Source organism: Mannheimia granulomatis, from assembly GCF_013377255.1.
Lineage (GTDB): Bacteria > Pseudomonadota > Gammaproteobacteria > Enterobacterales > Pasteurellaceae > Mannheimia > Mannheimia granulomatis.
This window is the reverse complement of sequence record NZ_CP016614.1, coordinates 301,944-324,853: the sequence shown is the minus strand read 5'-3', so window position 1 is coordinate 324,853 and position 22,910 is coordinate 301,944. Positions and strand designations below refer to the sequence as shown.

Annotated in this window: 24 protein-coding genes and 1 pseudogene; 5 read left to right on the top strand and 20 right to left on the bottom strand. The window is 42.1% G+C overall.

Going from position 1 to position 22,910, the window contains the following annotated elements:
• Window positions 1-22: 22 nt before the first annotated feature.
• The 7 genes and pseudogenes from srlB to A6B41_RS01485 form a co-directional block, all read right to left on the bottom strand.
• Entirely contained in the window at window positions 23-388 is a 366-nt protein-coding gene (srlB, locus tag A6B41_RS01515) for a PTS glucitol/sorbitol transporter subunit IIA (RefSeq protein WP_027073319.1), read from the bottom strand.
• A 73-nt stretch (window positions 389-461) separates the two neighbouring features.
• Window positions 462-1,463 carry a PTS glucitol/sorbitol transporter subunit IIB gene (srlE, locus tag A6B41_RS01510; protein WP_027073320.1) on the bottom strand — a complete coding sequence of 334 codons (1,002 nt, stop codon included), beginning with the start codon at window positions 1,461-1,463 and terminating at the stop codon, window positions 462-464.
• Between the two features lie 30 nt (window positions 1,464-1,493).
• The gene (srlA, locus tag A6B41_RS01505; RefSeq protein WP_027073321.1) at window positions 1,494-2,048 is read right to left on the bottom strand and encodes a PTS glucitol/sorbitol transporter subunit IIC; all 555 of its coding nucleotides are present in this window, start codon (window positions 2,046-2,048) and stop codon (window positions 1,494-1,496) included.
• A gap of 240 nt (window positions 2,049-2,288) precedes the next feature.
• Window positions 2,289-2,595 (bottom strand): annotated as a pseudogene (locus tag A6B41_RS01500) (heavy-metal-associated domain-containing protein).
• 1 nt (window position 2,596) lies between these two features.
• Entirely contained in the window at window positions 2,597-2,977 is a 381-nt protein-coding gene (locus tag A6B41_RS01495; RefSeq protein ID WP_027073322.1) for a mercuric transporter MerT family protein, read from the bottom strand.
• The gene (locus A6B41_RS01490) at window positions 2,952-4,058 is read right to left on the bottom strand and encodes a transglutaminase-like domain-containing protein (protein WP_027073323.1); all 1,107 of its coding nucleotides are present in this window, start codon (window positions 4,056-4,058) and stop codon (window positions 2,952-2,954) included. Before A6B41_RS01490 ends, A6B41_RS01495 begins: the two co-directional genes overlap by 26 nt.
• 192 nt (window positions 4,059-4,250) lie before the next feature.
• Window positions 4,251-4,967, bottom strand: coding sequence for an arginine ABC transporter substrate-binding protein (locus tag A6B41_RS01485; RefSeq protein WP_027073324.1), 717 nt, complete (start codon window positions 4,965-4,967; stop codon window positions 4,251-4,253).
• A 244-nt stretch (window positions 4,968-5,211) separates the two neighbouring features.
• On the opposite strand from A6B41_RS01485, the gene A6B41_RS01480 reads away from it, so the two are divergent.
• From A6B41_RS01480 to A6B41_RS01465, 4 genes are all read left to right on the top strand, one after another.
• Window positions 5,212-6,003 (top strand): ABC transporter ATP-binding protein, encoded by a 792-nt coding sequence (locus A6B41_RS01480; protein ID WP_027073325.1) that lies wholly within the window; start codon window positions 5,212-5,214, stop codon window positions 6,001-6,003.
• 12 nt (window positions 6,004-6,015) lie between these two features.
• Window positions 6,016-7,182 (top strand): ABC transporter substrate-binding protein, encoded by a 1,167-nt coding sequence (locus A6B41_RS01475; protein ID WP_027073326.1) that lies wholly within the window; start codon window positions 6,016-6,018, stop codon window positions 7,180-7,182.
• 20 nt (window positions 7,183-7,202) lie between these two features.
• Window positions 7,203-7,946 (top strand): ABC transporter permease, encoded by a 744-nt coding sequence (locus A6B41_RS01470; protein WP_027073327.1) that lies wholly within the window; start codon window positions 7,203-7,205, stop codon window positions 7,944-7,946.
• Between the two features lie 164 nt (window positions 7,947-8,110).
• On the top strand, window positions 8,111-9,169 hold the full coding sequence (locus A6B41_RS01465; RefSeq protein WP_027073328.1) for an acyl-CoA dehydrogenase family protein: 1,059 nt from the start codon (window positions 8,111-8,113) through the stop codon (window positions 9,167-9,169).
• Window positions 9,170-9,286: 117 nt separating this feature from the next.
• Here A6B41_RS01465 and A6B41_RS01460 read toward each other — a convergent pair whose 3' ends face one another.
• The 3 genes from A6B41_RS01460 to A6B41_RS01450 form a co-directional block, all read right to left on the bottom strand.
• Window positions 9,287-9,832, bottom strand: a complete 546-nt coding sequence (locus A6B41_RS01460; RefSeq protein ID WP_027073329.1) for a carboxymuconolactone decarboxylase family protein — start codon at window positions 9,830-9,832, stop codon at window positions 9,287-9,289.
• Between the two features lie 149 nt (window positions 9,833-9,981).
• Window positions 9,982-11,493 (bottom strand): glycerol kinase GlpK, encoded by a 1,512-nt coding sequence (gene glpK, locus A6B41_RS01455; RefSeq protein ID WP_027073330.1) that lies wholly within the window; start codon window positions 11,491-11,493, stop codon window positions 9,982-9,984.
• A 9-nt stretch (window positions 11,494-11,502) separates the two neighbouring features.
• A complete protein-coding gene (locus A6B41_RS01450) occupies window positions 11,503-12,282 on the bottom strand; it encodes an MIP/aquaporin family protein (RefSeq protein WP_027073331.1) in 780 nt (259 codons plus the stop codon).
• Window positions 12,283-12,520: 238 nt separating this feature from the next.
• On the opposite strand from A6B41_RS01450, the gene A6B41_RS01445 reads away from it, so the two are divergent.
• Window positions 12,521-12,886: a CrcB family protein gene (locus A6B41_RS01445; RefSeq protein ID WP_027073332.1), complete on the top strand. Its 366-nt coding sequence runs from the start codon at window positions 12,521-12,523 to the stop codon at window positions 12,884-12,886.
• Between the two features lie 141 nt (window positions 12,887-13,027).
• On the opposite strand, the gene glmS is transcribed toward A6B41_RS01445, so the two are convergent.
• The 10 genes from glmS to A6B41_RS01395 form a co-directional block, all read right to left on the bottom strand.
• Window positions 13,028-14,863 carry a glutamine--fructose-6-phosphate transaminase (isomerizing) gene (gene glmS / locus A6B41_RS01440; protein ID WP_027073333.1) on the bottom strand — a complete coding sequence of 612 codons (1,836 nt, stop codon included), beginning with the start codon at window positions 14,861-14,863 and terminating at the stop codon, window positions 13,028-13,030.
• A gap of 27 nt (window positions 14,864-14,890) precedes the next feature.
• Window positions 14,891-15,664 (bottom strand): DeoR/GlpR family DNA-binding transcription regulator, encoded by a 774-nt coding sequence (locus tag A6B41_RS01435; RefSeq protein ID WP_027073334.1) that lies wholly within the window; start codon window positions 15,662-15,664, stop codon window positions 14,891-14,893.
• Between the two features lie 208 nt (window positions 15,665-15,872).
• Window positions 15,873-16,328 (bottom strand): DMT family transporter, encoded by a 456-nt coding sequence (locus A6B41_RS01430; RefSeq protein ID WP_027073335.1) that lies wholly within the window; start codon window positions 16,326-16,328, stop codon window positions 15,873-15,875.
• Between the two features lies 1 nt (window position 16,329).
• Window positions 16,330-16,773, bottom strand: coding sequence for a DMT family transporter (locus A6B41_RS01425; protein ID WP_027073336.1), 444 nt, complete (start codon window positions 16,771-16,773; stop codon window positions 16,330-16,332).
• Window positions 16,774-16,775: 2 nt separating this feature from the next.
• The gene (gene fghA, locus A6B41_RS01420) at window positions 16,776-17,621 is read right to left on the bottom strand and encodes an S-formylglutathione hydrolase (RefSeq protein ID WP_027073337.1); all 846 of its coding nucleotides are present in this window, start codon (window positions 17,619-17,621) and stop codon (window positions 16,776-16,778) included.
• 42 nt (window positions 17,622-17,663) lie between these two features.
• The gene (locus A6B41_RS01415) at window positions 17,664-18,764 is read right to left on the bottom strand and encodes an MBL fold metallo-hydrolase (protein WP_027073338.1); all 1,101 of its coding nucleotides are present in this window, start codon (window positions 18,762-18,764) and stop codon (window positions 17,664-17,666) included.
• An 81-nt stretch (window positions 18,765-18,845) separates the two neighbouring features.
• A complete protein-coding gene (locus tag A6B41_RS01410) occupies window positions 18,846-19,904 on the bottom strand; it encodes an NAD(P)-dependent alcohol dehydrogenase (protein ID WP_027073339.1) in 1,059 nt (352 codons plus the stop codon).
• 13 nt (window positions 19,905-19,917) lie between these two features.
• The gene (locus tag A6B41_RS01405; protein WP_027073340.1) at window positions 19,918-21,027 is read right to left on the bottom strand and encodes an S-(hydroxymethyl)glutathione dehydrogenase/class III alcohol dehydrogenase; all 1,110 of its coding nucleotides are present in this window, start codon (window positions 21,025-21,027) and stop codon (window positions 19,918-19,920) included.
• A gap of 67 nt (window positions 21,028-21,094) precedes the next feature.
• Complete coding sequence (locus tag A6B41_RS01400; protein ID WP_027073341.1) at window positions 21,095-21,754, bottom strand: NAD(P)H-dependent oxidoreductase; 660 nt, start codon at window positions 21,752-21,754, stop codon at window positions 21,095-21,097.
• A gap of 19 nt (window positions 21,755-21,773) precedes the next feature.
• On the bottom strand, window positions 21,774-22,835 hold the full coding sequence (locus A6B41_RS01395) for an NADH:flavin oxidoreductase/NADH oxidase (protein ID WP_027073342.1): 1,062 nt from the start codon (window positions 22,833-22,835) through the stop codon (window positions 21,774-21,776).
• Between the last annotated feature and the right edge of the window lie 75 nt (window positions 22,836-22,910).

The window sequence follows — 22,910 nt, the reverse complement described above, 5'->3', positions numbered from 1 at the left end:
TGAAATAAGTTGTAATCCGTCATTAATCACGTTTGATAATCAAGGTTGAGTTTTCCGATAAGCCTTGCGGTGGTGTTCCGATAACGTGAACACTTCCCGGAAATTCAGCTTCTGTTGAGCTATCAAAGCGGAACGTGATGTGTCCGAGTGATGATAAGTTTTCTGATGCAACACTGCCAACTGCCGTAATTGGATAGGCTACGCCATCAAATTCGGCAATATCGCCTACTTGTAAAGGGCTGCTTAATTCAGATGGATTATGAATGAAACAATAATCTTCCAAGTCTGCAGGAGCACCTTGCTTAAAAGTGATTAACATATTGTCTTGTAATGATTCTTGAGCGAAGTTACCAATTTTAGTAAAGGTCGTTGTATAAATAATTGCCATATAAATATTCTCTCTGTGTTTACAAGCGGTGCATTTTGCAAAAAAATTTGTAAATTTAACCGCTTGTAATTCATTATTGATAGATAAATGCTGAAACCGCCCACGCAATCAGCACGGTCGGTGCACCGGTTAAGAAACGGCTAACTAACACCGACGGTACGCCAACTCTCACAGTATCTTGCTTCGCTTCTGCCATTGAAAGCCCAACAGGAATAAAATCACAAGCAGCTTGAGCATTGATAGCAAAGAGTGCAGGTAAGGCTAAATGCGGAGGAATATTACCTAAACCGATTTGAGTACCGACTAACACGCCGATAACCTGTGCAATCACGGCTCCCGGCCCTAAGAATGGGGAAAGGAGAGGGAATGAACAAATCAACGCTAGTGTAACTAAACCGATAGGACTATTTGCCAAAGGGGTTAAACCGTGTGCAATCACGTCTCCTAAGCCTGAAGCAATGATGATCCCAATGAGTGCGGAAACGAATGCCATAAACGGTAAAATGGTTTTAAGCACGGTATCAATAGTATCTCGCCCAGCTTGGAAGAATAATGCGGCAACAGAACCCATTCCCATTCCGATTTTTGCTAATAAACCATCGCTTTGCTCGGTAATTCTTTTACTTGAGTCATACTCTTTTGTATTTGCTGTCGTCGATGAGGTAGGTTTTGCTTGCTCTGTCGCCACAGGTACTATTCCGTCTGCATCAATTAAGCGGATGTTGTTTTCTTTCACCGCAGAAACATAAATATCTTCTACAATAAATTCCGCTAAAGGACCGGATTTACCGGTTGCGTGAATATTAATGGTTGGAATGCGGCGTTTTGGATAAAGTCCACAACGTAATACACCACCACAATCAATAATCGCAATGCCGATTTCTTCTACAGGTGGCTCGCCTTCTTTGAAGCCATCTACGGCTTCCCAGCCTGTTAATTCCACTAATTTATTGACAATCGCGGGGCGAGTTCCCCCTGTCATATAAAGTACTTTTTTGCCTTCCACAACAGGTAATGTTAATGGACCACCCCAACCACCATTGCCTTTTTCAATGTAAATCGCTTTGTTACTCATAATCTATTCCTCTGTATTTCAATTACTTGGTTAGTGAGATAAATGTACTTCTCTGTCTAAGGTAATCCCCATTCGTTTTTCAAAGAATGCGGTGGTAAAGTCAGTAATCCAGCCACGGAAGAAATTGGTAAACATACCAACTAATAAATAACTGATAGCTAAAGGTCCAAGTGGTAATCCTAAGGTGGTTAAACCGCTTGCAATACCTAAATAAACGAATAACTCGCCCGGATTGATATGAGGGAATAAGCCATTCATTGAGTGGCAACTATAAGAGGCTGCAGCATAGTAGCTTGGTTTGTAACGCTCAGGTAAGAAACGTCCCAAGCTTAATGTCATCGGATTACAAAAAACAAATGTTCCGATAACAGGTAGGATTAAATAACGAGAAATCGGATTTCCTGCACTGCGTTGTGCAAGCCTTTCAATACGATCTTGCCCAATGAATTTAATCAATGCATTCATTACTACCAGTAATGAAATTAAAAGAGGCAAAATACCGTTTATCATTCCAACTAAGGTTTCCCCACCTTTTTGAAACAAACCGATAAACCATTCTGCTCCGTGTGTGATTGTTTCGATCATAAAGACCTCCGTATTTTTCAAAATAAAAATTAGATTTTTTATCCCTGTGTCGAGATGTGCAAATAATAAAATATTTTCATTTTAAAAAATGTGATTTAGATCACAAAACCAGAAAAACATTTCAAAACAAACTAATTAATTTTTATTTTGAAAAATAAATATGGGTAAATGCTTTAATAAGAAAATGGGAGAGGTATGAATAAAAGAAAAAAGCTCAAACCATTGTTTGAGCTCTGTTTATTACATCACTTTTGCAGAATATTTCAATTTTTCGACCGCTTGTATTAACGCTTGGTTATCCACATTCGCTTTGGCGACTACGGTTGCGGTTCGTTCTTTCATTGAGGCTTTGGTCGAAATTACGCCCTCTACCGCTCGCAGTTCTTTATTAACCAAGTAAAACACAAAGTTGGCAGTACATTTCAGGAATGTGAAGTACCACTGTTTTTTCAGCTTGTTGCATTTCGGTTTGAACGGCTTTTTCTTGTGCATAGCTTGAATTAATCAACCCAAAAGCCAACAATATGGCTGCGATATATTTTTTCATTTTATTCTCCACCCCACATTTCTAAAATATAAGGCAAAACATAAGGGTAAGTTAGAAAGAACATTACAATAATAAACACCACCCAATACAAGATCACTAAGGTTTTGTGAGAGAAGTATTTGGTGCAAATAATCTTATTGGAAAAATTAAGTAGCCAAAAACCATAGCCAAATGCACAAAGTGAAAGAATTAGCATTGGAATTTGCAAAAATTCAAGCTGATTTAATTCCATCAGCCACGGGGAAGAAATGCCAAACAACAAATAAATGAGCGGTGCAATGCAGCACAAAGTTGAACTCACCGCTGTAATAACAGCGGTGATACACATTGTGATGAATTTGTTGTTATAGCTGCTGTTATAATTCTTTGGAGATGAACTCATAACCAAATTCTTTTGCATCAAAGGAATTTAACGGATCGCCACCCACTTCCGCATACGGATAACCGAAGTTGTTAAGCGGGGCCAATTCAGGCTGTGGATATAAGTTGAAATCACGACCGTGGTTAAAGCCGACCCAGTTCATTTCCCAGTTACCGAACAAATATTTAGACACTGCTTGAACATCTGCATCAGCTACTTCTTTTTTCTCTGCTAAACGCATTTTTGCTACATCTGCCGAATCCACCGGCACCCAGCCGAAGCCAGCTAAATAGAATTCCGCACGGCAGTGTTGTCCGCTATTTTCATTCGCAATACCATCTTTTGAGCTACCAAAAGCGGTTTTGGAGTATTGGCCCATTTTATCAGCTTTACCTAAACGGATACCAAACACTTCACGTGCCGGAATGCCGGAAGCACGAGCAAGGGCAACGAATACTGAGTTGATATCAGTACATTTACCTTTTAACACTTTGGTAGTTAAGATTTTCTCCACATCACCATCGCCACAACCCAATACCGAGTTGTCACGTTCCATATTATCTACAATCCACTTATGGATAAGTTCAGCTTTTTTCAGCGGATTTTGCTCGTTACCCACAATTTTATCAGCATATTCTTTCACGATACCGTCTGTTTTGATATGGGCAGTGGGTTTTAAATACGCTAATACATCCACCGAATAGATAATTTTTTCCGGCATTTGGTAATCTTTTAACGCACCTTGCGCCATTGGCTCACGGTCTTGAGTTTGCATGACCAATTTCACTTTCATATCACGTTTGGGAGCATCTTTATCCCAAGTAGCAAATAGTGTCTTCGCACCATAGGCATTATTTTCTGTGATATACGCCGTTTTGTAGCTGCCTTCAAATTCAATGGATTTCACTGTTTGATAATCGGTATCAGACGGCAATGGAATCCATAAATTTGTCGTGCCGGAAGAACCTTGCGGCACAACCAAATCATAAGATTGGGTAAATTCGTAATTGTGAGTATTAGTGTGGAAATTATTGTGTTGAATAGGAGCAGAGAACGCAGTCGCACAGCTGGATGCAACAAGAGAGGCAATAAGTTTATTCATGATAAATGATCCTTATTAGAGTGAAAAACAGTTAAAACTTAACATATTAAGTATTCTAACTACGGATGAGGTTGAATAGTAGCCAATAACAAAGGGAAAAGCAATGGGGGATAAAAAATAATCGGAAAGTCTTCCATTTAAAACAAGCGGTCTGATTTTTACAAAATTTTGCAAGAATCAAACCGCTTGTATTTATTTAGCGCTCATCCATTTATCATAGATTTTTTGGTACTCGCCACTATCTTTAATCGCTTTTAATGCACCATTAAATTGATCAACTAACTCTTGATTTTTTAAGTTGGTAGCAATACCCAAACCGTTACCAAAATAACTCGGGTTATCAATTTTTTCGCCGGTAAAATCTAAACCGTCATGCTTTTGAATCATTTCTACTAACACCGGTACATCACCAAAGATAGCATCAATACGACCGTTTTGAATATCTAAAATCGCATTTTGATAAGAAGCATAAGATTTCACCTTATACTCTTTTTTCTCTTTCATTAAATAGTTTTGATAAGTAGTACCGTTTTGCACGCCGATGGTTTTCACATTTGTAAAATCGGTGCCTTTTTTGGCAATAAATGCAGCAGAGCTGGCAAAGTAAGGGTCGCTAAACAAGACTTGCTTTTTACGCGCCTCAGTAATACCCATACCTGAAATTGCTGCATCAAATTGTTTTTGTCTTAAACCTTGAATTAAACCGTCAAAAGGTTGGCTATGGAAGGTACAATTCGCTTTCATTTCTTTACAAATAGCATTGGCAATATCCACATCAAAACCAATAATTTCCCCCTTCTCATTAGTCATTTCAAAAGGCGGATAACTTGGCTCCATTGCAAATTTAATATCCTGCGCTTGTGCAGTTACTGCACATCCTAATAAAAGGGCTAAAAGTGTTTTTTTCATAAAAAATCCTTGTGTTTATTATTGAGGGAATAACTTTACTCCAGTTACAGTCTGAAAAAAAGCCCTATTACTGAGAAAGTGTGTGCTTTTCAGCAAGCAAGCGGTCAGAAAATACTAATTTTTTGCAAAACCGTTACTCTTTAATAACAAATAGTTCTATTTAAAAATTTATAATTCTTTTCCTTCATAAAAATTTTATTCTATTTTCGCTTTATCTGCCAATACAACAGTAAAAAGAGGATGTATGAGCCTGAGCATTAATAATCTTTCTCTCGGCTATGAAAAAAATAAGCAAGCCAATACCATTCTACAGGCTGTCAATTTTGAAGTTAACAGCGGTACTCTTACCTCTATTTTAGGCCCAAGCGGTGTAGGAAAATCCTCTTTGCTTCGAGTAGTTGCAGGTCTAGATAAGCCGTTAAGTGGCCAAATTAATTTATTTGGTGAAACCATCAGCAAACCTCATCCTGATGTTGGTTTTGTGTTTCAATCAGCAACTTTATTACCATGGCTAAGCGTGAGAAATAATGTTGCCTTTGGGCTGGATTTCCAATGCCGAACGCCACTTACCAAATCAGACATTCAGCAACGGGTAGAATCTGCTCTTGAAGAAGTTGGCTTAAGCCATGCTATTGATGCTATGCCACACGAGCTTTCGGGTGGAATGGCACAGCGGGTCAATTTGGCTCGAGCCTTAGCTCGTAAGCCGAAAGTAATTTTATTAGACGAGCCGTTTTCTGCCCTTGATGCAGTCATCCGTACCCAAATGCAAAGTTTATTACACGATATTGTTCGTCATCACAATGCTGCAGCACTTTTAGTCACACACGATATTGATGAGGCATTATTAGTCTCCGACAATATTTTATTACTTGGTGGCACACCCGCACATATTGTGGGTAAATGGCAGCTTTCAGATGCTTTTCCTCGGGCTGATTTATTAAGCCTAAATCATATAAGAGTCGATATATTGCAATCTCTTCGTCAAGCTCAGCAACGCAATCTGCAAGAGCAGACCGTCGATTTTATGATCTAACAAGGGGGATTTATGGATCAACAACGTCGAGATTTTATGAAACTACTGAGCTTATTTTCGGTTGCCGGTAGCTTTCCGCTTCTGCAAGCCTGTGAACAAGTGCAAAAAACCGCAGAAAATCGACCGCTTGTGATTGGTTATTTGCCGATTACCGATGCCACACCACTACTGGTAGCTCACGCTAAAGGGCTATTTGAAAAGCACGGAGTACAGGTGGAAAAGCCGGTGATGTTTCGCAGCTGGGCACAGTTAGTGGAAGCTTTTTTAAGCGGTAACGTCAATGTGGTGCATTTACTTTCTCCAATGAGTCTATGGGCAAAATATGGGGCAAATGCGCCCGTGAAGGCAGTGATGTGGAACCACTTAGCAGGGTCAGCTTTAACCGTTCGTCCGGAAATCAACAGCATTGCCGAATTATCCGGCAAAACAGTCGCAATTCCGTTTTGGTATTCGATTCACAATATCGTATTACAACGCTTATTACGTGAAAATGGACTAAAAATAACCGAAAAAGAACCGAGCAGTGGTGAAGTTCGCTTAACGGTAATGGCTCCGTCCGATATGGTCGCAGCATTAGCAAGCGAAGCAATTTCCGGCTTTATTGTGGCAGAGCCTTTTAATGCCTTGGCGGAAGCTAAAGGTGTCGGAAAGGTGCTACGTTTTAGTGGCGATGTTTGGAAAGATCACGCTTGCTGCTTAACGTTGATGCACGAATACGATATTCAGCACCGCCCGCAATGGGTGCAAAAAGTAGTAAATGCGTTAACTGAGGCTCAAGTTTACACCCTCGCTAACCGTGCAGAAACAGCAAAATTATTGGCTAGGGGAAGCGGCTATACCCCGCATGATCAAAAAGTGTTGGAAAACGTACTCGCACCAACTCAAGCTCAATGGGATAAATATATCGAAAGCGGAGCAATTTTAAATCCACAATGGCATCAAGAACGTATTGGTTTTCAACCTTATCCGTTCGACTCTTATATGGAAGAATTAGTGAAAATGCTAAAAGAGACGCACATTGCCGGTAACAATGCCTTTTTACAAGCACTTGACCCAACCGAGGCAGCCAAAGCGATTAACGAGCCTAAATTTGTCCGCAAAGCAATTGAAGATAACGGTTGGATTGAAACGTTCAATCTTCAAGCCGGCTGGACACGAACAGAACAAATCAGCGTATAAGGTTTATAGGAATAATAGGTATGAAACAAAACTATCTCTACGGCTTGGCAGGCTTACTTCTTCTGCTTTTAGGTTGGCAACTGGGCGTGAGTATTCTTAGCCAAAAATTACCCATGGCATCTATGCTTGCCCCTGTAAAAACATGGGAAAGCTTAATGTGGCTGGTTTCATCGGGAGATATTTTTCCACATTTGATTACCAGCCTGCAACGTATTGCTATTGGTTTGATTTCAGCATTACTCATTGGTGTACCGATAGGTTTACTGCTAGGGTTTTCCCGTCATTTGGAAATGCTTTGCACCCCGTCCTTCCAGTTATTACGTATGATTTCACCACTTTCGTGGATGCCGATTATTGTGATGTTATTAGGCGTGGGCGATTTGCCGATTTATTTCCTGTTAGCGTTTGCAACAGTATGGTCTTTGATTATTTCCACCACATCAGGCGTGAAAAATATTGATTCACAATGGCTACAGCTTGGGAAAGTAATGTCAGCTTCCCGCCAAGAATTACTGTGCAAAATTGTAGTACCGGCAATTACCGGTCATGTTTTAACAGGTTTAAGAGTAGCGGTTGGAATTGCTTGGGTAGTATTAGTACCATGTGAAATGTTAGGAGTAAACCAAGGCTTAGGCTACTTTATTTTAGACACCCGAGATAGATTGGCATATTCCGAACTGATGGCGGTAATTGTGATTATCGGCTTAATTGGCTGGGCGTTAGATGGTCTTATCCGACTAGCATTAGCAAAAGGGGGAAAATAATCTGTCGGGGAGGGTTTTAACCCTCCCTTTTTACAAAAAATTTTTCTTTTTTGACCGCTTGTTTTTATTCCTAAAAAACATATCTCGTTCATTTATTTTATTTCTACGCCATAAAAAAGCCCATTAAGATAGCCTTAAATTAAAATATTTAAGGAGTAAACACAATGTCAGTTCTTTCAACATCTTTTATCGAATGGCTGCAAGCCAATGCAGAAAGTTTAGACCAATCTAATGAACGAGCAGACTTACTGATTCGCAATATTGCTGCCGAAAATCTATTTAAAATCGGCGTGCCGACTGATCTTGGCGGCAGCGGCGGCAATTTAGTGGATGCGATTAAAGCGATTAGTGAATTAGGTAATCATTCACTGGCAGCAGCTTTTGTGTCTTGGGGGCATCGCACTTTTATTGAGCATATTATCGCCTCGAAAAACCCTCTTCCCCGAGAAACCTATCTGTCGGATTTACTAAGCGGCAACTTAACCGCCGGCACAGGTTTATCGAATGCAATGAAATTCCTTTCCGGGATTGAAGAATTGAATGTCTCTATTCGAGAAGAAAACGGCAAACGTTATTTAAACGGTCGCCTACCTTGGGTAACCAATTTGCGTTCAGATCGCTTTGTAGCAAGTTTTGTTGCCGGTTTTGAAAACGGCAGCACACCGATTGTGATTGCTATTCCTTCTACTGCAGCAGGATTGACCCGTACCAAAGAGCTGGAATTTATGGCATTGCAAGGCACTAATACCACCGCTCTTGTGTTTGAAAACGTGGAATTAAAAGAGGAATGGATTTTAGCCGACAATGCCCCGGAATTTTTAGCCGCAACCCGTCCGGCATTCTTAGGGTTACAATTTGGTTTACCTTTTGGCTTGGTGGAAAAAAGCCTTGCCGAAATTGCAAAAACACTCTCATTCCGTGAAATTTTAACCTCAGAATGGCAGGCTTTAGCTGATGCTTTAAACGATATTAAATCTCGCTTATTCAACGGCTTAAACGAAGAAGGATATTTTGTCAGCCACCCGAAAGCGCTGTTTCAGGCAAGAATTGATATTGTTGATGTGGTCGCCAAAACCATTCTACTTGAGCTACAAGCAAGTGGCGGGCGTGGCTACTTAAAGAACGATACTTCAGGCTTTAGTCGCCGTTGGAAAGAGGCCGCATTCCTACCTGTGGTAACGCCAAGTGCAGTACAATTAAGAATAGTATTAGCGAAGAGCTAATGCATACAAGCGGTTTGATTTTGGTAAATTTTTACCAAAATTTGACCGCTTGATATCTTAAGTATATAAAGAAAAAGCAAACCTGAAGGTTTGCTTTTATTTCTAATAATACTCTCATTATGCAAAAGGTTGTAATTCCGGGTTGATTGGGGTTTCAGCAATGTTGTTGACGTAGTTACATAAGGTTGCAAGACTCACACCTAAAATAACATCAATTGCGTTTTGCTGATTATAACCTGCAGCAAAAAACTCACTTAATTGTGCTTCAGTTAATTTTGCTCTCTGTAAAATTACCGCAAGAGTAAAGCGAGCGAGAGTATCAAGTTTTGGATCTGAATCAATACGAGCAGTTGCACGTAGCGAATTGACTAACTCTTCCGGCATTTTTAATAATTTTGAGGCAATTTTAGTATGACCTGCGACACAGAAACCGCAGCCATTAACCACCGCAGCGGTAATTTGTACGACCTCACGCTCCTCCGCGGTTAAGCTGTTGCGACCATTAATTCCTCCCACCGTACGGTAAGTTTCTAACGCTGTCGGTGCATTGGCTAATACGCCAATCAAATTAGGAATAAAACCATTTGCTTGTTGAACCGCTTTTAATGCATCTTGAGATGCTTCAGGGGCAGATTCAATAGTATGAATTTGAAATTTAGACATAGATTGCTCCTTATAAGTGCTTTATAAATGAGCATCATCATAAAAGAAAGGATAAATTGCAACAAATCAAAAATGTCTATTTGATATAACCAAAAGATATGAAAGGGAGCTTAGTTTCCTTTGCTCCCCTCTTAGCTTAAATCAGAGTATTACTCTTCTGCATCCTCTTTCGCCCACTCTAATGAACGACGAACCGCTTTTTTCCAGCCTTTATAACGTTTTGCACGTTTTTCTTGATCGCCATCCGGAGTAAAGGTGCGTTCAATTTCAGCCTTATCTTTCAGTTCATCTAAGTCTTTCCAGAAGCCAACAGCAAGACCTGCAAGATAAGCTGCCCCTAATGCGGTGACTTCTTTCACTTTCGGTCGTTCTACTTTAGTATCTAAAATATCAGCTTGGAATTGCATTAAGAAATTATTTGCGGTTGCTCCACCATCCACACGCAATGATTGCAGCTTAGCTTTTGAATCAGACTGCATTGCTTCTAATACATCACGAGTTTGGTAAGCGATAGACTCTAATGTTGCACGCACAATATGATTGCGGTTTGCACCTCGGGTTAAGCCGAAAATCGCACCTCGAGCGTACGGATCCCAATAAGGTGCTCCTAAGCCGGTAAAGGCAGGTACCACATACACGCCATTAGAATCATCTTCTTTTGTCGCAAAATATTCGCTATCAAAACTATCATGCACAATTTTTAGCTCATCACGTAACCATTGAATAGAGGCACCGGCAATAAACACCGAGCCTTCTAATGCGTATTCCGGTTCACCCTTAGCGTTACATGCAATAGTAGTAAGTAAGCCGTTTTCAGACTGAATTGCCGTTTTCCCTGTGTGCATTAGCATAAAACAGCCTGTACCGTATGTATTTTTTGCTTGTCCTTCACTCACACACAAATGACCATAAAGAGCAGCTTGTTGGTCGCCTGCAATTCCTGCCACAGGAATACGAACGCCACCTTGACCACCGATATTTGTTTGTCCGTAAACTTCAGAGGAATTTTTCACTTCAGGCAACATTGAGCGTGGAATATTGAGTAATTCCAACATTTTATCGTCCCATTGTTTAGTGTGAATATTAAACAACATTGTACGGGAAGCGTTAGTGTAGTCAGTAACATGGACTCTCCCTTGAGTTAACTTCCAGACAAGCCAAGTATCCACTGTGCCAAAGAGCAATTCACCCCGTTCGGCTTTTTCTCTCGCGCCTTCCACATTGTCTAAAATCCACTTCACTTTAGTACCGGAGAAATAAGGATCAACCACCAAACCTGTGGTTTTGCGGATATACTCGTCGTGACCATCCGCTTTTAATTTATCGGTAATCGGCGAAGTACGGCGGCATTGCCATACAATCGCATTATAAACAGGTTTACCGCTTTCTTTTTCCCACACAATAGTGGTCTCACGCTGGTTTGTGATCCCAATTGCGGCAATGCTTTCCGGCTTAATGCCGGCTTTTGCTACCACTTCATTTAAGGTTGAGCTTTGTGTTGCCCAAATTTCCATCGGGTTATGTTCTACCCAGCCTGCTTGAGGATAAATTTGAGTAAATTCACGTTGTGCCACTTCAACAACATTGGCATTTTTATCTAATAATACAGCACGAGAGCTGGTTGTACCTTGATCAAGTGCGATGATATATTCTTTGCTCATAGCTTACTCCTAATTATTGGCCGGAAGGTTTTTATGAATAAGATTTTTATAGCCCCAAGCACCTGCTAATGCACCACAAATTGGAGCTACGATTGGAATGATGAAATAAGGGATTTCTTTACCACCTGTTAATGCAATTTCTCCCCAACCGGCAAGGAATGCAAACAGTTTTGGTCCAAAATCACGGGCAGGATTCATTGCAAAGCCGGTTAACGGACCGGTTGCACCACCGATAACCGCAATCAATAAACCAATAAGCAATGCAGCTAACGCTTTATTCGGTAAGCCATTTTTGTCATCACCAATAGCTAAAATAGTGGACATTAATACGGCCGTAATCACAAATTCCACAATAAAGGCAGTTACAAGCGTAATATTCGGATTTGGATAAGTTGAGAAAACTCCTGCAAAACCAACAGTTTCGCCTCTTACAATACCTTGAGCTGTTTCAGCGGCAATGAAGAGATCGCTATACATAAAATAAATAAGTGCAACAGAACAAAAAGCACCGGCAATTTGAGCGATAATGTAGGGAAGAATTTTGTGTTTTTCAAAACCATAGAATGCTGCAAGAGCAATAGTGACGGCTGGATTAAGATGAGCACCGGAAATACCTGCGGAAATATAAATTGCCATAGAGACCCCAATACCCCAAACAATTGCAATTTCCCACAAACCGAAACTCGCTCCTGCTAACTGTGCTGCAGCTACACAGCCTGCACCGAAGAACAAAATAAAACCTGTGCCGATAAACTCACCAATACAGGCGTTACGTAAAGATCTGTCCATAGAGTTTCTCCTTAATATGAAATGATTGAAAAACGATGGAAAAATGTTTGAAAATGAAAATATTTTCGGAATGATATTGCCAAAATGATATTTTTTAAGCAAATAGCAAAATTTAAATTTGTGAATTCAATCACATTATTTTTATAAAAATAACTTATTTTGGAGTGTAATTTCAAAAAATCGATAAAAGTAGTATCCTGATAACAAGTGAAAATATAAATATGAGGCAAATCATTTTATGTATACGATTTTTCTTCTTTCGAGCGGAGCTATATTAGGTGCCTTAATTCGCTGGGCTTTAAGCGTTTGGCTAAATCCGATATTTAGCCAGCTGGCATTCGGTACATTATTAGTGAATTGGTTAGGCTGTTTCTTGATTGGCATTGCAATTGGCTTTAATTTAGGCGAACACGAAAAACTTTTATTGATAACAGGTTTTCTCGGCAGCTTTACAACCTTTTCGAGTTTTTCAGCCGAATTAAGCGAGAAATTATTAGCCGATAAATGGGGGGAGTTTACTATGGTATTGAGCTTACATTTGGTAGGGGGTATTGTGCTGACAATTTGCGGAATTTTAATAACCCGCTGGCTTACAAGCGGTTAAATTTTCTAGAAAATTTACACATCTTTCACTTGTTAACTCCATAAAGTCAAAGGGCTGATTTTGCGATAATAGCGAAATCAGCCCTTTGATAAAAATAGCCTAACCTTTAAATTGGAAGATTAGCACAACGTTATTTTGACATTACTCTACAGTCACCGCTTTCGCTAAGTTACGAGGTTGATCTACATCTGTACCTTTAATTAATGCAATGTGGTATGAAAGTAGTTGTAACGGCACGGTGTAGAAAATCGGTGCAGTCACCTCATCTACTTTTGGCATAACAATAGTTTTAAAACCTTCTGCTTCTTCAAAACCTGCATCGTGGTCAGCAAATACATATAGCTGACCGCCACGAGCACGAACTTCTTCAATGTTAGATTTTACTTTCTCTAGCAAATCATTTTCCGGTGCAACCACGACCACAGGCATATCACTATCAATTAAAGCTAACGGACCGTGTTTTAATTCACCGGCTGCATAAGCTTCAGCGTGAATGTATGAAATCTCTTTTAATTTCAATGCAGATTCCATTGCAATCGGATAGTATTCACCACGGCCTAAGAATAAGGTGTGGTGTTTATCGGCGAAATCTTCCGATAATTTCTCAATTTGTTTATCGAACACTAACGCACTTTCAATTTGTGCCGGCAAGCGTTGTAGAGATTGAACAATGTGCTGTTCTTGCTCTTCGCTCATATTGCCTTGTAAGCGACCAATTGCAACATTCAACAATAATAAGCACGTTAATTGAGTAGTAAATGCTTTGGTTGAAGCAACACCAATTTCAACCCCTGCTTTGGTTAAGAAAGCAAAATCAGATTCGCGTACTAAAGATGAGCTTGCCACGTTACATACAGTCATCGCTGCCATATAACCCGATTCTTTCGCTAAGCGTAATGCCGCTAAAGTATCCGCAGTTTCACCCGATTGTGAAAGGGTAATTAATAAGCTATTTGGGCGTGTGACAAATTTGCGGTAGCGGAATTCGGAAGCAATTTCCACATCACAACTCACCCCAGCTAAAGATTCAAACCAATAGCGAGCTACCATACCTGCATTGTAGGAGGTACCACAAGCCACAATTTGCACGTGCTGTACTTTAGATAAAATCTCTGCTGCATTTGGTGCAATAGCAGAAACATCTACTTTACCGTCTTTAATACGACCATCTAAAGTATTCATAATTGCCACAGGTTGCTCAAAGATTTCTTTTTGCATATAGTGGCGATATTGACCTTTATCAGCCGCATCTGCTTCAAAGTTACCTTCGTGAATTTCACGTTCCACTTTATTCCCTTGGCGGTCGTAAATATCTACTGTACGGCGAGTGATTTCAGCCACATCACCCTCTTCTAAATAGGCAAAGCGACGGGTTACGCTCAATAACGCAAGCGGGTCTGAAGCAAGGAAATTTTCCCCCACACCATAACCGATCACAAGTGGGCTGCCTGAACGAGCCACAATTAAATGTTCCGGCTCTTCCTCGTTTAATACCACTGTACCGTAAGCACCACGTAACTGTACAACTGTTTTTTGTACCGCTTCTAATAATGAAGAAGCTGAACGCAACTCCCACTCTACTAAGTGAGCGATAACTTCAGTATCGGTTTGTGATTGGAATACATAACCACGTTCTTGTAAAACTACTTTTAGTTCTTCATAGTTTTCAATAATACCGTTATGCACCACCGCAATTTTACCGCTACGGTGTGGGTGAGCATTGGTTTCTGACGGCTCACCGTGCGTTGCCCAACGGGTATGTGCAATCCCCGTTCCGCCTAATAACGGTTTAGCTTCCAATGCTTCATCTAATGCTTTAACTTTACCCACGCGACGTACAATTTGCATTTGTTTATCGTCGCTATTTAAAACCGCCACACCGGCTGAATCATAACCACGATACTCTAAGCGGTGTAAACCATCTACTAAGATTTCTGCGATATCACGTTGTGCTACTGCACCTACAATTCCACACATAAATTTGCTTTCCTATTTTCATTAAGTTTAAAAATTCGATCCTTTAGCGATAACCACTTCGACACCCATTTTTTCGATTTGTTCTTTCGTTTCAAAACTTAATTGGTTGTCAGTAATAAGTTTAGTGATTTTTCCCCATTCTAATTCGATATTAGGCATCTTCCGCCCGATTTTTTGTGATTCAATTAACACAATCACTTCGCGGCTTACTTCTGCCATGACTTGGCTTAATCCAACCAACTCATTAAACGTAGTGGTGCCACGAGCTAAATCTAAACCATCTGCACCAATAAACAGTTGGTCAAAATCATACGAACGTAATACTTGTTCAGCTACTTTCCCTTGAAAAGATTCTGATCTCGCATCCCAAGTCCCTCCTGTCATCAACACGGTAGGTTCACATTCAAGCGCTGTTAATTCAGTTGCTAAATTCAGCGAATTAGTCATAACCACTAAGCCGGTTTGGTTTAAGGCTTTGACTAATGCCCCAGTGGTGCTGCCACTGTCAATAATAATACGATTATGGTCTCGAATGCAGTCTCTTGCTGCTTGAGCGATCATTTTCTTTTGAATCGAAAGTTGCTCGGTAAATTCTTCTTCCATCATTTCGGAGGGAATCTTCACTGCTCCGCCATATTTTCGCAACAAAAAACCACTTTCCTCTAAAGCGGTAAGATCTTTACGAATAGTAACTTCTGAGGTTTCAAATAAGCTAGCCAGTTCATCTACACTGACTTCATTTTGCGTTTGTACCATTTGTACTATCAGATGACGGCGTTGTTGAGTGTTTCGTTTTGACATTTTAAGCCTTCACTAAGTTTCGATTCAAAACTTTTCGCATTATAATGAAAGAAAATGAAAAGAAAAGCAGAAATTAGGAATTTACAAATTTTACATAAAATAAAACCGCTTGTTGATTTGATCTGCCCCCAAAAGTTGGACTAACCAACTGATTAAGGATTTCAGTTAGGGAAGCAAGCGGTCTTTTTTCACGAAAAAGTTGCAAAAATTACAATTTTTCGGATACACGGTTACTTTGGTAAATAAAATACAACGCCACACCCAAGCAAATTACCGCCCCCAAGCGATAATAGGAAAATGGGATTTGAGCATTGCCCAGCCAGCCAAAACTGTCAATCAGCATACTCATCAACAGTTGCCCAAAAATCACCGCAATGGTTGCCGTTGCCGTGCCGATTTTTTGCACCGCCAGCACCATAATAATGATATATGGCACGCCCATTAACGCCCCGAGCAGTTGCCATTTTGGCACATCAAGTAGGCTTGTTTCATAGCGTGGCTCAAAAAAGAAAATCAGTAATGCGGTCAATAATGCCCCCACCGAAAAGGTCAAAAAGGCACTTTTAAATACGCCCACACTTGCCCCTAATTTGCCGTTAATCGCCGACTGAATCGCCAACAAAGTCCCGCCAATAAAGGATAATAAAATCATCAAACCAATCATATTAAGCTCCCTTCCCCATTGCCACTAACACAAGGGCAATCACAATAAATACCAAGGCAATTAAACGGTTTTTGTCCATTTTCTTTTTGGGCATACCCAGCCAGCCAAAATGGTCAATCAAAAGGCTTTTGCCAATTTGCCCTGCCAAAATCGCAATCATCGCCATTGCAATACCAATCACAGGCACAGCCATAGTCAAAAACACCACATAGCCCACCCCCAAAATCCCGCCTGTCAGTTGCCAAGACGGCTGGGCAAAAAAGGACGGAGCATTTCTTGGGGCGAAAAATAGCATCAGCAAAAATGTCAGCCCTGCCCCCACGCCAAAAATGGAAAAAGTCGCCCATAAATGCCCGACTTGTTGCCCAAGAGGCCCTAATAAGCCAGCTTCAATGGATAAACCCATTCCTGCCAGCACGACCAATAAAATTAAAATTAACTGCATTGTTATCCTCGTAAATGTGTTGCGTGAAAAGCGATGTGTTCGCCAATAAAACTTGAAATAAAATAATAACTGTGATCAAAACCTGCTCGCAGATGAAACTGATAATTCACGCCCAATTTATCTGCCATTTGGCAAAACAGTTCAGGCTTTAATTGCTCGCTTAAAAATTGATCTTTGTCGCCTTGTTCAATCAAAATCGGCAGATTTTTGGCAATGATGTTGGCGTGATGTTTTTGCAAAAGTGCCACGCTGTCGTAGTCCTGCCAAGCGGTCTGTTTTTCGCCTAAATATGCAAAAAATGCCTTTTGCCCCCAAGCGACTTGTATGGGTGCGACAATCGGCGAAAATGCCGACACGCTGTGATAATTGTCCAGATTTTTAAAGGCAATCGTCAACGCCCCGTGTCCACCCATTGAATGCCCAAAAATGGACTGTTTGCCATTGGTCGGGAAATGTTCATTGATCAACTTGGGCAACTCGGTCACAATGTAATCATACATTTGATAATGACTTGCCCAAGGCTCTTGTGTGGCATTCAGATAAAAGCCTGCCCCTTGCCCCAAATCATAAGCCGTATCATCTGCCACGCCCTCGCCACGGGGCGAAGTATCAGGGGCAACCACAATCAGATGATGCTCATCGGCATAACGCTGGTAGCCTGATTTGGTAATAAAATTTTGCTCGGTGCAAGTCAAACCAGACAGCCAATACAGCACGGGCAAGTTTTGGCTTTTGGCGGTGTCGGGCAAATAAATGGCAAATTTCATTTCACAATTTAGGCTGGCTGAAAAATGTTGCCAAATTTGTTGTTCGCCGTTAAAAATACGGTAGCTTTCAAGGTGTTTCATCAAACTTCTCCAAATCATTCAGATATTGTTCGGGTTTTGTTGTTACTCTCGTCTTAAAGATTTCTCTTCCCACCAACGCTCCCCCACAAAACCGTCCGTATATTTCTCGCCCATTTTTGGCACATCAATCGGAACATTGTGTTCTTTGGCACTTTTAACGGCATTATCAATCGACTGATGCCACAGATTTCTGCCAAGACTAAACACGCCCCAGTGCATTGGCACCATTTTTTTGGCGTTTAAATCCAGAACTGCTTGCACCGATTGATGAGCGAACATATGCGTTTTTGGCCAGCCTGAATTAGCAGCGTCAATTTCCATAAAAGCGATGTCAAATCCACCGTATTTTTTGCCAATATCGCTAAAATGCTGGGCGTAACCCGTGTCGCCACTCCAATACAAGCGTTTGCTCCCTTCCAGCACAAAAGACGCCCACAGGGTTTTGTTGTGGTCGTTTGTCCAGCGAGATGAGTAGTGCTGGGTCGGTTCGGCGGTGAGTTTGATTGTCCCCACCATAGTGGACTCTCCCCAGCCCAGTTCGGTGATTTTGTCAGGCGAAACGCCCCACGACTCTAATCTTGCCCCCACGCCAAGCGGTGCGATAAAGCGTTTTGCTTTGTCTGCCAAATGGCGAATGGTGGTCGCCTCCAAATGGTCGTAATGATCGTGGCTAATCAGCACCACATCAATGTCGGGCAGGTTTTGACGGCTAATCGGGGCTTCCTGAAAGCGTGGTGCAATCAAGGGCAAATTCAATGGATTGGCATTGTCAAACACAGGATCGGTCAAAAAACGTTGTCCGTCCAATTCCAAAATGGCACTTGCGTGCCCCAGCCAATAATAGGCGAAATTTTCAGGCTGGCTGAAACTCGTTTTATCCAGCGAAATCATTGGCAAACGCCCGTTTGGGGTATAGCCGTCGTGACGAATAAAACCGCCCTTGCCAGTGGCTTGCTCAGGATAATAGGGCAAATCATCGGTATAAAGGTTCACAAATTGCCCGTTTTTATAATAAGGCAACTGGGCAAAACGGCTTTCATCAGGCAATGCACCCAAATTGCGGTACAACATCACGCCCAAAATCGCCACAATCACAAGTAAAACACCCAGCGTGGCAAGGGCAAACTTTAAGCATTTTTTCAAAAAAGGTTTCATAAAAATCAAATGAAACCATTGAGCAAAACGCCCAATGGTTTGTTTATATATCAATGAGTTAATGATAAATTAGTCTTTCAGACTTTGCATATCCACCACAAAGCGATATTTCACATCACTCTTTTGCATTCGCTCATAAGCGGTATTAATGTCTTGCATATTAATCATTTCCACATCTGGTACGATGTTATGCTCAGCACAGAAATCCAGCATTTCTTGGGTCTCTTTAATGCCACCAATTACCGATGCAGCAATGCTACGGCGACCTGTAATCATCGGCACGGTGTTAATGGTTTGTTCAAGCTCGCCCACTAGACCTACCAGCACCAGCGTGCCGTCCAATGCCAAAGTCGGGATATAGGGTTTTAAATCGTGGGTGTATGGCACGGTGTCAATGATTAAATCAAAGGTGTTCGCCACTTCTTTCATCTGATTTTCATCGGTAGATAGCACCACACGGCTCGCTCCTAGACGGAACGCATCGTCTGATTTATTCAATGAACGGGTAAACAGCGTAACTTCCGCTCCCATTGCGTGAGCCAGTTTAACCGCCATATGTCCAAGACCGCCCAAGCCGACAACCGCCACTTTATCGCCTGCTTTGACATTCCAATGACGAAGTGGCGAGTAAGTGGTAATACCTGCACAAAGCAGCGGAGCAACGGCTTTGGTGTCTAATTTTTCAGACACTTTTAAGACAAAATCTTCGCTCACCACAATGCCCGTGCTGTATCCCCCTTGTGTCGGAGTTTTATCAAAACGGTCAAAACCACCGTAAGTGCCGATATTGCCCTTTTCGCAATACTGCTCCAAACCGTGCGAACAAGGTGAGCATTCACGGCACGAATCCACCATACAGCCCACGCCCACCAAGTCGCCAACGGAGAATTTTTGGGCATTTTTACCGACTTTGCTGATGCGTCCGATAATTTCGTGCCCTGGAACGAGTGGATAATAGCTTGTCCAGCCCCAATCGTTGCGAGCCATATGTAAATCGGAATGGCACACGCCACAGTATAAAATATCAATTAACACATCATCTTCACGCAGCTCACGGCGTTCAAAAGTGTGTGGTGCAAGTGGTGTAGTTGCCGAAAAAGCGGCGTAGGATTTTACTGGATAACACATGATTTTTTCCTAATTAGTAGTGAATAACTGAACGAATCGATTTGCCTTCGTGCATTAAATCAAAGGCTTTGTTGATTTGGTCTAAGCCCATTGTGTGGGTAACAAATGGACGCAAGCGAATAATGCCTTTCATCGCATCTTCCACCATTTGCGGTAATTGACTGCGACCTTTGACCCCGCCAAATGCCGTGCCTTTCCAAGTTCTGCCTGTTACCAATTGGAATGGACGGGTACTGATTTCTTGCCCTGCTCCAGCCACGCCGATGATGATCGACTGCCCCCAGCCACGATGAGCCGATTCTAGTGCTGCACGCATCACATTGACATTGCCGATACATTCAAAAGTGTGATCCACGCCCCATTTGGTCATTTCAATCAACACTTGTTGGATTGGCTTGTCAAAATCATTGGGATTTAGACAGTCAGTCGCCCCAAATTCTTTGGCAAGGGCGAATTTGTCAGGGTTGGTGTCAATGGCAAAAATCCGTCCAGCGTTCGCCTGTTTTGCCCCTTGAATCACGGCTAAACCGATACCGCCCAAACCGAATACGGCAACGCTGTCGCCTTCTTGTACTTTTGCCGTGTTATGCACCGCTCCAATGCCTGTGGTTACGCCACAACCAAGCAAGCACACTTCTTCTGGGTTGGCTTCGGGGTTGATTTTGGCAAGCGACACTTCCGCCACCACTGTGTATTCGCTAAAAGTCGAGCAGCCCATATAGTGATAAATCGGCTTGCCTTCGTACGAAAAACGGCTCGTGCCGTCTGGCATTACGCCTTGTCCTTGCGTGGCTCGCACTGATACGCACAGGTTGCTTTTGCTGGACTGGCAAAACTCGCACTCGCCACATTCAGCCGTGTAGAGTGGGATAACGTGGTCGCCTACGGCAACAGAAGTTACGCCTTCGCCCACCTCCACCACCACACCTGCCCCTTCGTGCCCCAGCACCACAGGGAATAAGCCTTCTGGGTCAGCCCCTGATAGGGTAAAAGCGTCTGTGTGGCACACGCCTGTGTGGGTGATTTTGACCAACACTTCGCCTTTTTTGGGGCGTTCGACATCAATTTCTACGATTTTTAAGGGTTCGTTGGGGGCAAATGCCACCGCCGCACGGGATTTAATGGTGCTCATTTTTTGTATTTTTCCTTTTGGAAACAACCGCTTGCAAGCAAGCGGTCTCATTTGGTGATTATTCTACAAATTTCACAACTTGTTCAAAGATCTTGCGTGCTTTTGGACGAATTTCTTTATCACGGTAACCAAAAGTACACATTACCGAAATCCCCCACTCGTTTGCATCAAATAGCCCTGCCTCTGAAAGGATTTGGTTGACTTTGTCGTAATCAAAACCTTCAATCGGGCAAGAATCCACGCCGATCATCGCCGCACCTGTCATCATATTGGCAAGGGCGATGTAGGTTTGTTTGCTCGCCCAGTCAAATAAACTGCGGTCGGAATCCAAAATGGCAATGTCTTCTGTTTGGAATTTTTTGTACACCGCCATTGCTTTTTCACGAGCTTCGCCTTGCAAGCCTCGTCTGTCCATAATTTCGCCAAAATAAGGCGTGTCATAACGGGCGTTTTTCTTGGCAAGAATAGCGACAATGTGGCTTGAAGTTTCCATTGTCGGAATGCCCCAGCAGTAGGGTTTTAATTTTTGGCGTAAATCGGCATTTTGCAACACCAAAAATTGCCAAGGCTCAGAACCCACCGAACTTGGGCTTAAACGTCCCATTTCTAAAATGGCATTAAAATCATCGGCAGGGATTTTTTTGTTACCGTCATAAGAACGGGTTGAAGCACGATAATGGAATGCGTTTAAAACGTCTTCTTTGTTTAAAAAGCTCATAAATTTTTCCGAGTAAAAATTACATAAACCCACGCTGATATTGGCGTGGAACAAATTGCATTTCTGTGCTGTTAGCTGCATTTTGGCTAAATTGAGCATTCAGCACCCAATACGGGTCTCTAAGTAGCCCACGACCGATCGCCACCAAATCGGCATCGCCTACGCCTAAAATATGGTCGGCAACGGCAGGATTATCCAGCATTCCCACTGCAATCACAGGTTTGTTCGTTGCCTGTTTGACCTTGCGAGCCAAATCCACTTGATAGCCTGCATAAAATTCAGGGTGATTGCCCTTGTGAAGCACACCGTCGCCACCACCGCTGACATCAAACACATCTGCCCCAGCCTCTGAAAAACGCTTGGCAATCTCTACACCATACTCGCTGTCAAAGCCGTCTTTGCCATATTCTTGGGCAGAAATTCGCACGATTAACGGCATCTCGGCAGGTATCACCGCTTTAACGGCTTGAATCACTTCCACGCCAAATAATGCCTTGTCTTGACCGTATTCATCGCTGCGTTGGTTGGATTTTGGCGAATAAAATTGATGAATCAGATAGCCGTGAGCTGCGTGAATTTCAATGGTATCAAAGCCAGCTTCTACTGCACGCTTGGCAGAATCGGCAAAGGCTTGCACCAAGTCTTTGACTTCCTGTGTGGAAAGTTCTCGTGGCGTAATCAGATTTTGCCCAGCGAAATCTAATTCGCCATAATGAATAGAGCTTGGGGCAACAGCGTTTGGTTCATCTTGGGCTTTGCGACCTGCGTGGGCGATTTGCACGCCAATTTTTGCACCGTGAGAATGCACGCTGTCCACGATTTTTTTGAACGCATCTTTTTGCGTATCGTTCCACAGCCCCAAGCAGTTCGGGCTAATGCGACCGTTGGCAGCGACATTGGTCATCTCCACAATAATCAAGCCCACGCCACCAATGGCACGGCTACTATAATGCACAAAATGCCAGTCGTTCGGCACACCGTCTGTGGCAGAATATTGGCACATTGGGGGCATCACCACGCGGTTTTTGAGTTCAAGGTTTTTGATTGTAAATGGGGTAAAAAGAGAGCGGATTTTTGCCATCTTAGGTTCCTCAATAAAATTGGTGAAATGATAGAGAAGTGATATTATCAATTCAAATTGATTGTTTTTATAGTG

Excerpts from the sequence above, each read along its gene's own strand:
- srlB (WP_027073319.1), bottom strand. The coding sequence starts at position 388 with ATGGCAATTATTTATACAACGACCTTTACTAAAATTGGTAACTTCGCT.
- srlE (WP_027073320.1), bottom strand. The coding sequence starts at position 1,463 with ATGAGTAACAAAGCGATTTACATTGAAAAAGGCAATGGTGGTTGGGGT.
- srlA (WP_027073321.1), bottom strand. The coding sequence starts at position 2,048 with ATGATCGAAACAATCACACACGGAGCAGAATGGTTTATCGGTTTGTTT.
- A6B41_RS01495 (WP_027073322.1), bottom strand. The coding sequence starts at position 2,977 with ATGAGTTCATCTCCAAAGAATTATAACAGCAGCTATAACAACAAATTC.
- A6B41_RS01490 (WP_027073323.1), bottom strand. The coding sequence starts at position 4,058 with ATGAATAAACTTATTGCCTCTCTTGTTGCATCCAGCTGTGCGACTGCG.
- A6B41_RS01485 (WP_027073324.1), bottom strand. The coding sequence starts at position 4,967 with ATGAAAAAAACACTTTTAGCCCTTTTATTAGGATGTGCAGTAACTGCA.
- A6B41_RS01480 (WP_027073325.1), top strand. The coding sequence starts at position 5,212 with ATGAGCCTGAGCATTAATAATCTTTCTCTCGGCTATGAAAAAAATAAG.
- A6B41_RS01475 (WP_027073326.1), top strand. The coding sequence starts at position 6,016 with ATGGATCAACAACGTCGAGATTTTATGAAACTACTGAGCTTATTTTCG.
- A6B41_RS01470 (WP_027073327.1), top strand. The coding sequence starts at position 7,203 with ATGAAACAAAACTATCTCTACGGCTTGGCAGGCTTACTTCTTCTGCTT.
- A6B41_RS01465 (WP_027073328.1), top strand. The coding sequence starts at position 8,111 with ATGTCAGTTCTTTCAACATCTTTTATCGAATGGCTGCAAGCCAATGCA.
- A6B41_RS01460 (WP_027073329.1), bottom strand. The coding sequence starts at position 9,832 with ATGTCTAAATTTCAAATTCATACTATTGAATCTGCCCCTGAAGCATCT.
- glpK (WP_027073330.1), bottom strand. The coding sequence starts at position 11,493 with ATGAGCAAAGAATATATCATCGCACTTGATCAAGGTACAACCAGCTCT.
- A6B41_RS01450 (WP_027073331.1), bottom strand. The coding sequence starts at position 12,282 with ATGGACAGATCTTTACGTAACGCCTGTATTGGTGAGTTTATCGGCACA.
- A6B41_RS01445 (WP_027073332.1), top strand. The coding sequence starts at position 12,521 with ATGTATACGATTTTTCTTCTTTCGAGCGGAGCTATATTAGGTGCCTTA.
- glmS (WP_027073333.1), bottom strand. The coding sequence starts at position 14,863 with ATGTGTGGAATTGTAGGTGCAGTAGCACAACGTGATATCGCAGAAATC.
- A6B41_RS01435 (WP_027073334.1), bottom strand. The coding sequence starts at position 15,664 with ATGTCAAAACGAAACACTCAACAACGCCGTCATCTGATAGTACAAATG.
- A6B41_RS01430 (WP_027073335.1), bottom strand. The coding sequence starts at position 16,328 with ATGATTGGTTTGATGATTTTATTATCCTTTATTGGCGGGACTTTGTTG.
- A6B41_RS01425 (WP_027073336.1), bottom strand. The coding sequence starts at position 16,773 with ATGCAGTTAATTTTAATTTTATTGGTCGTGCTGGCAGGAATGGGTTTA.
- fghA (WP_027073337.1), bottom strand. The coding sequence starts at position 17,621 with ATGAAACACCTTGAAAGCTACCGTATTTTTAACGGCGAACAACAAATT.
- A6B41_RS01410 (WP_027073339.1), bottom strand. The coding sequence starts at position 19,904 with ATGTGTTATCCAGTAAAATCCTACGCCGCTTTTTCGGCAACTACACCA.
- A6B41_RS01400 (WP_027073341.1), bottom strand. The coding sequence starts at position 21,754 with ATGAGCTTTTTAAACAAAGAAGACGTTTTAAACGCATTCCATTATCGT.
- A6B41_RS01395 (WP_027073342.1), bottom strand. The coding sequence starts at position 22,835 with ATGGCAAAAATCCGCTCTCTTTTTACCCCATTTACAATCAAAAACCTT.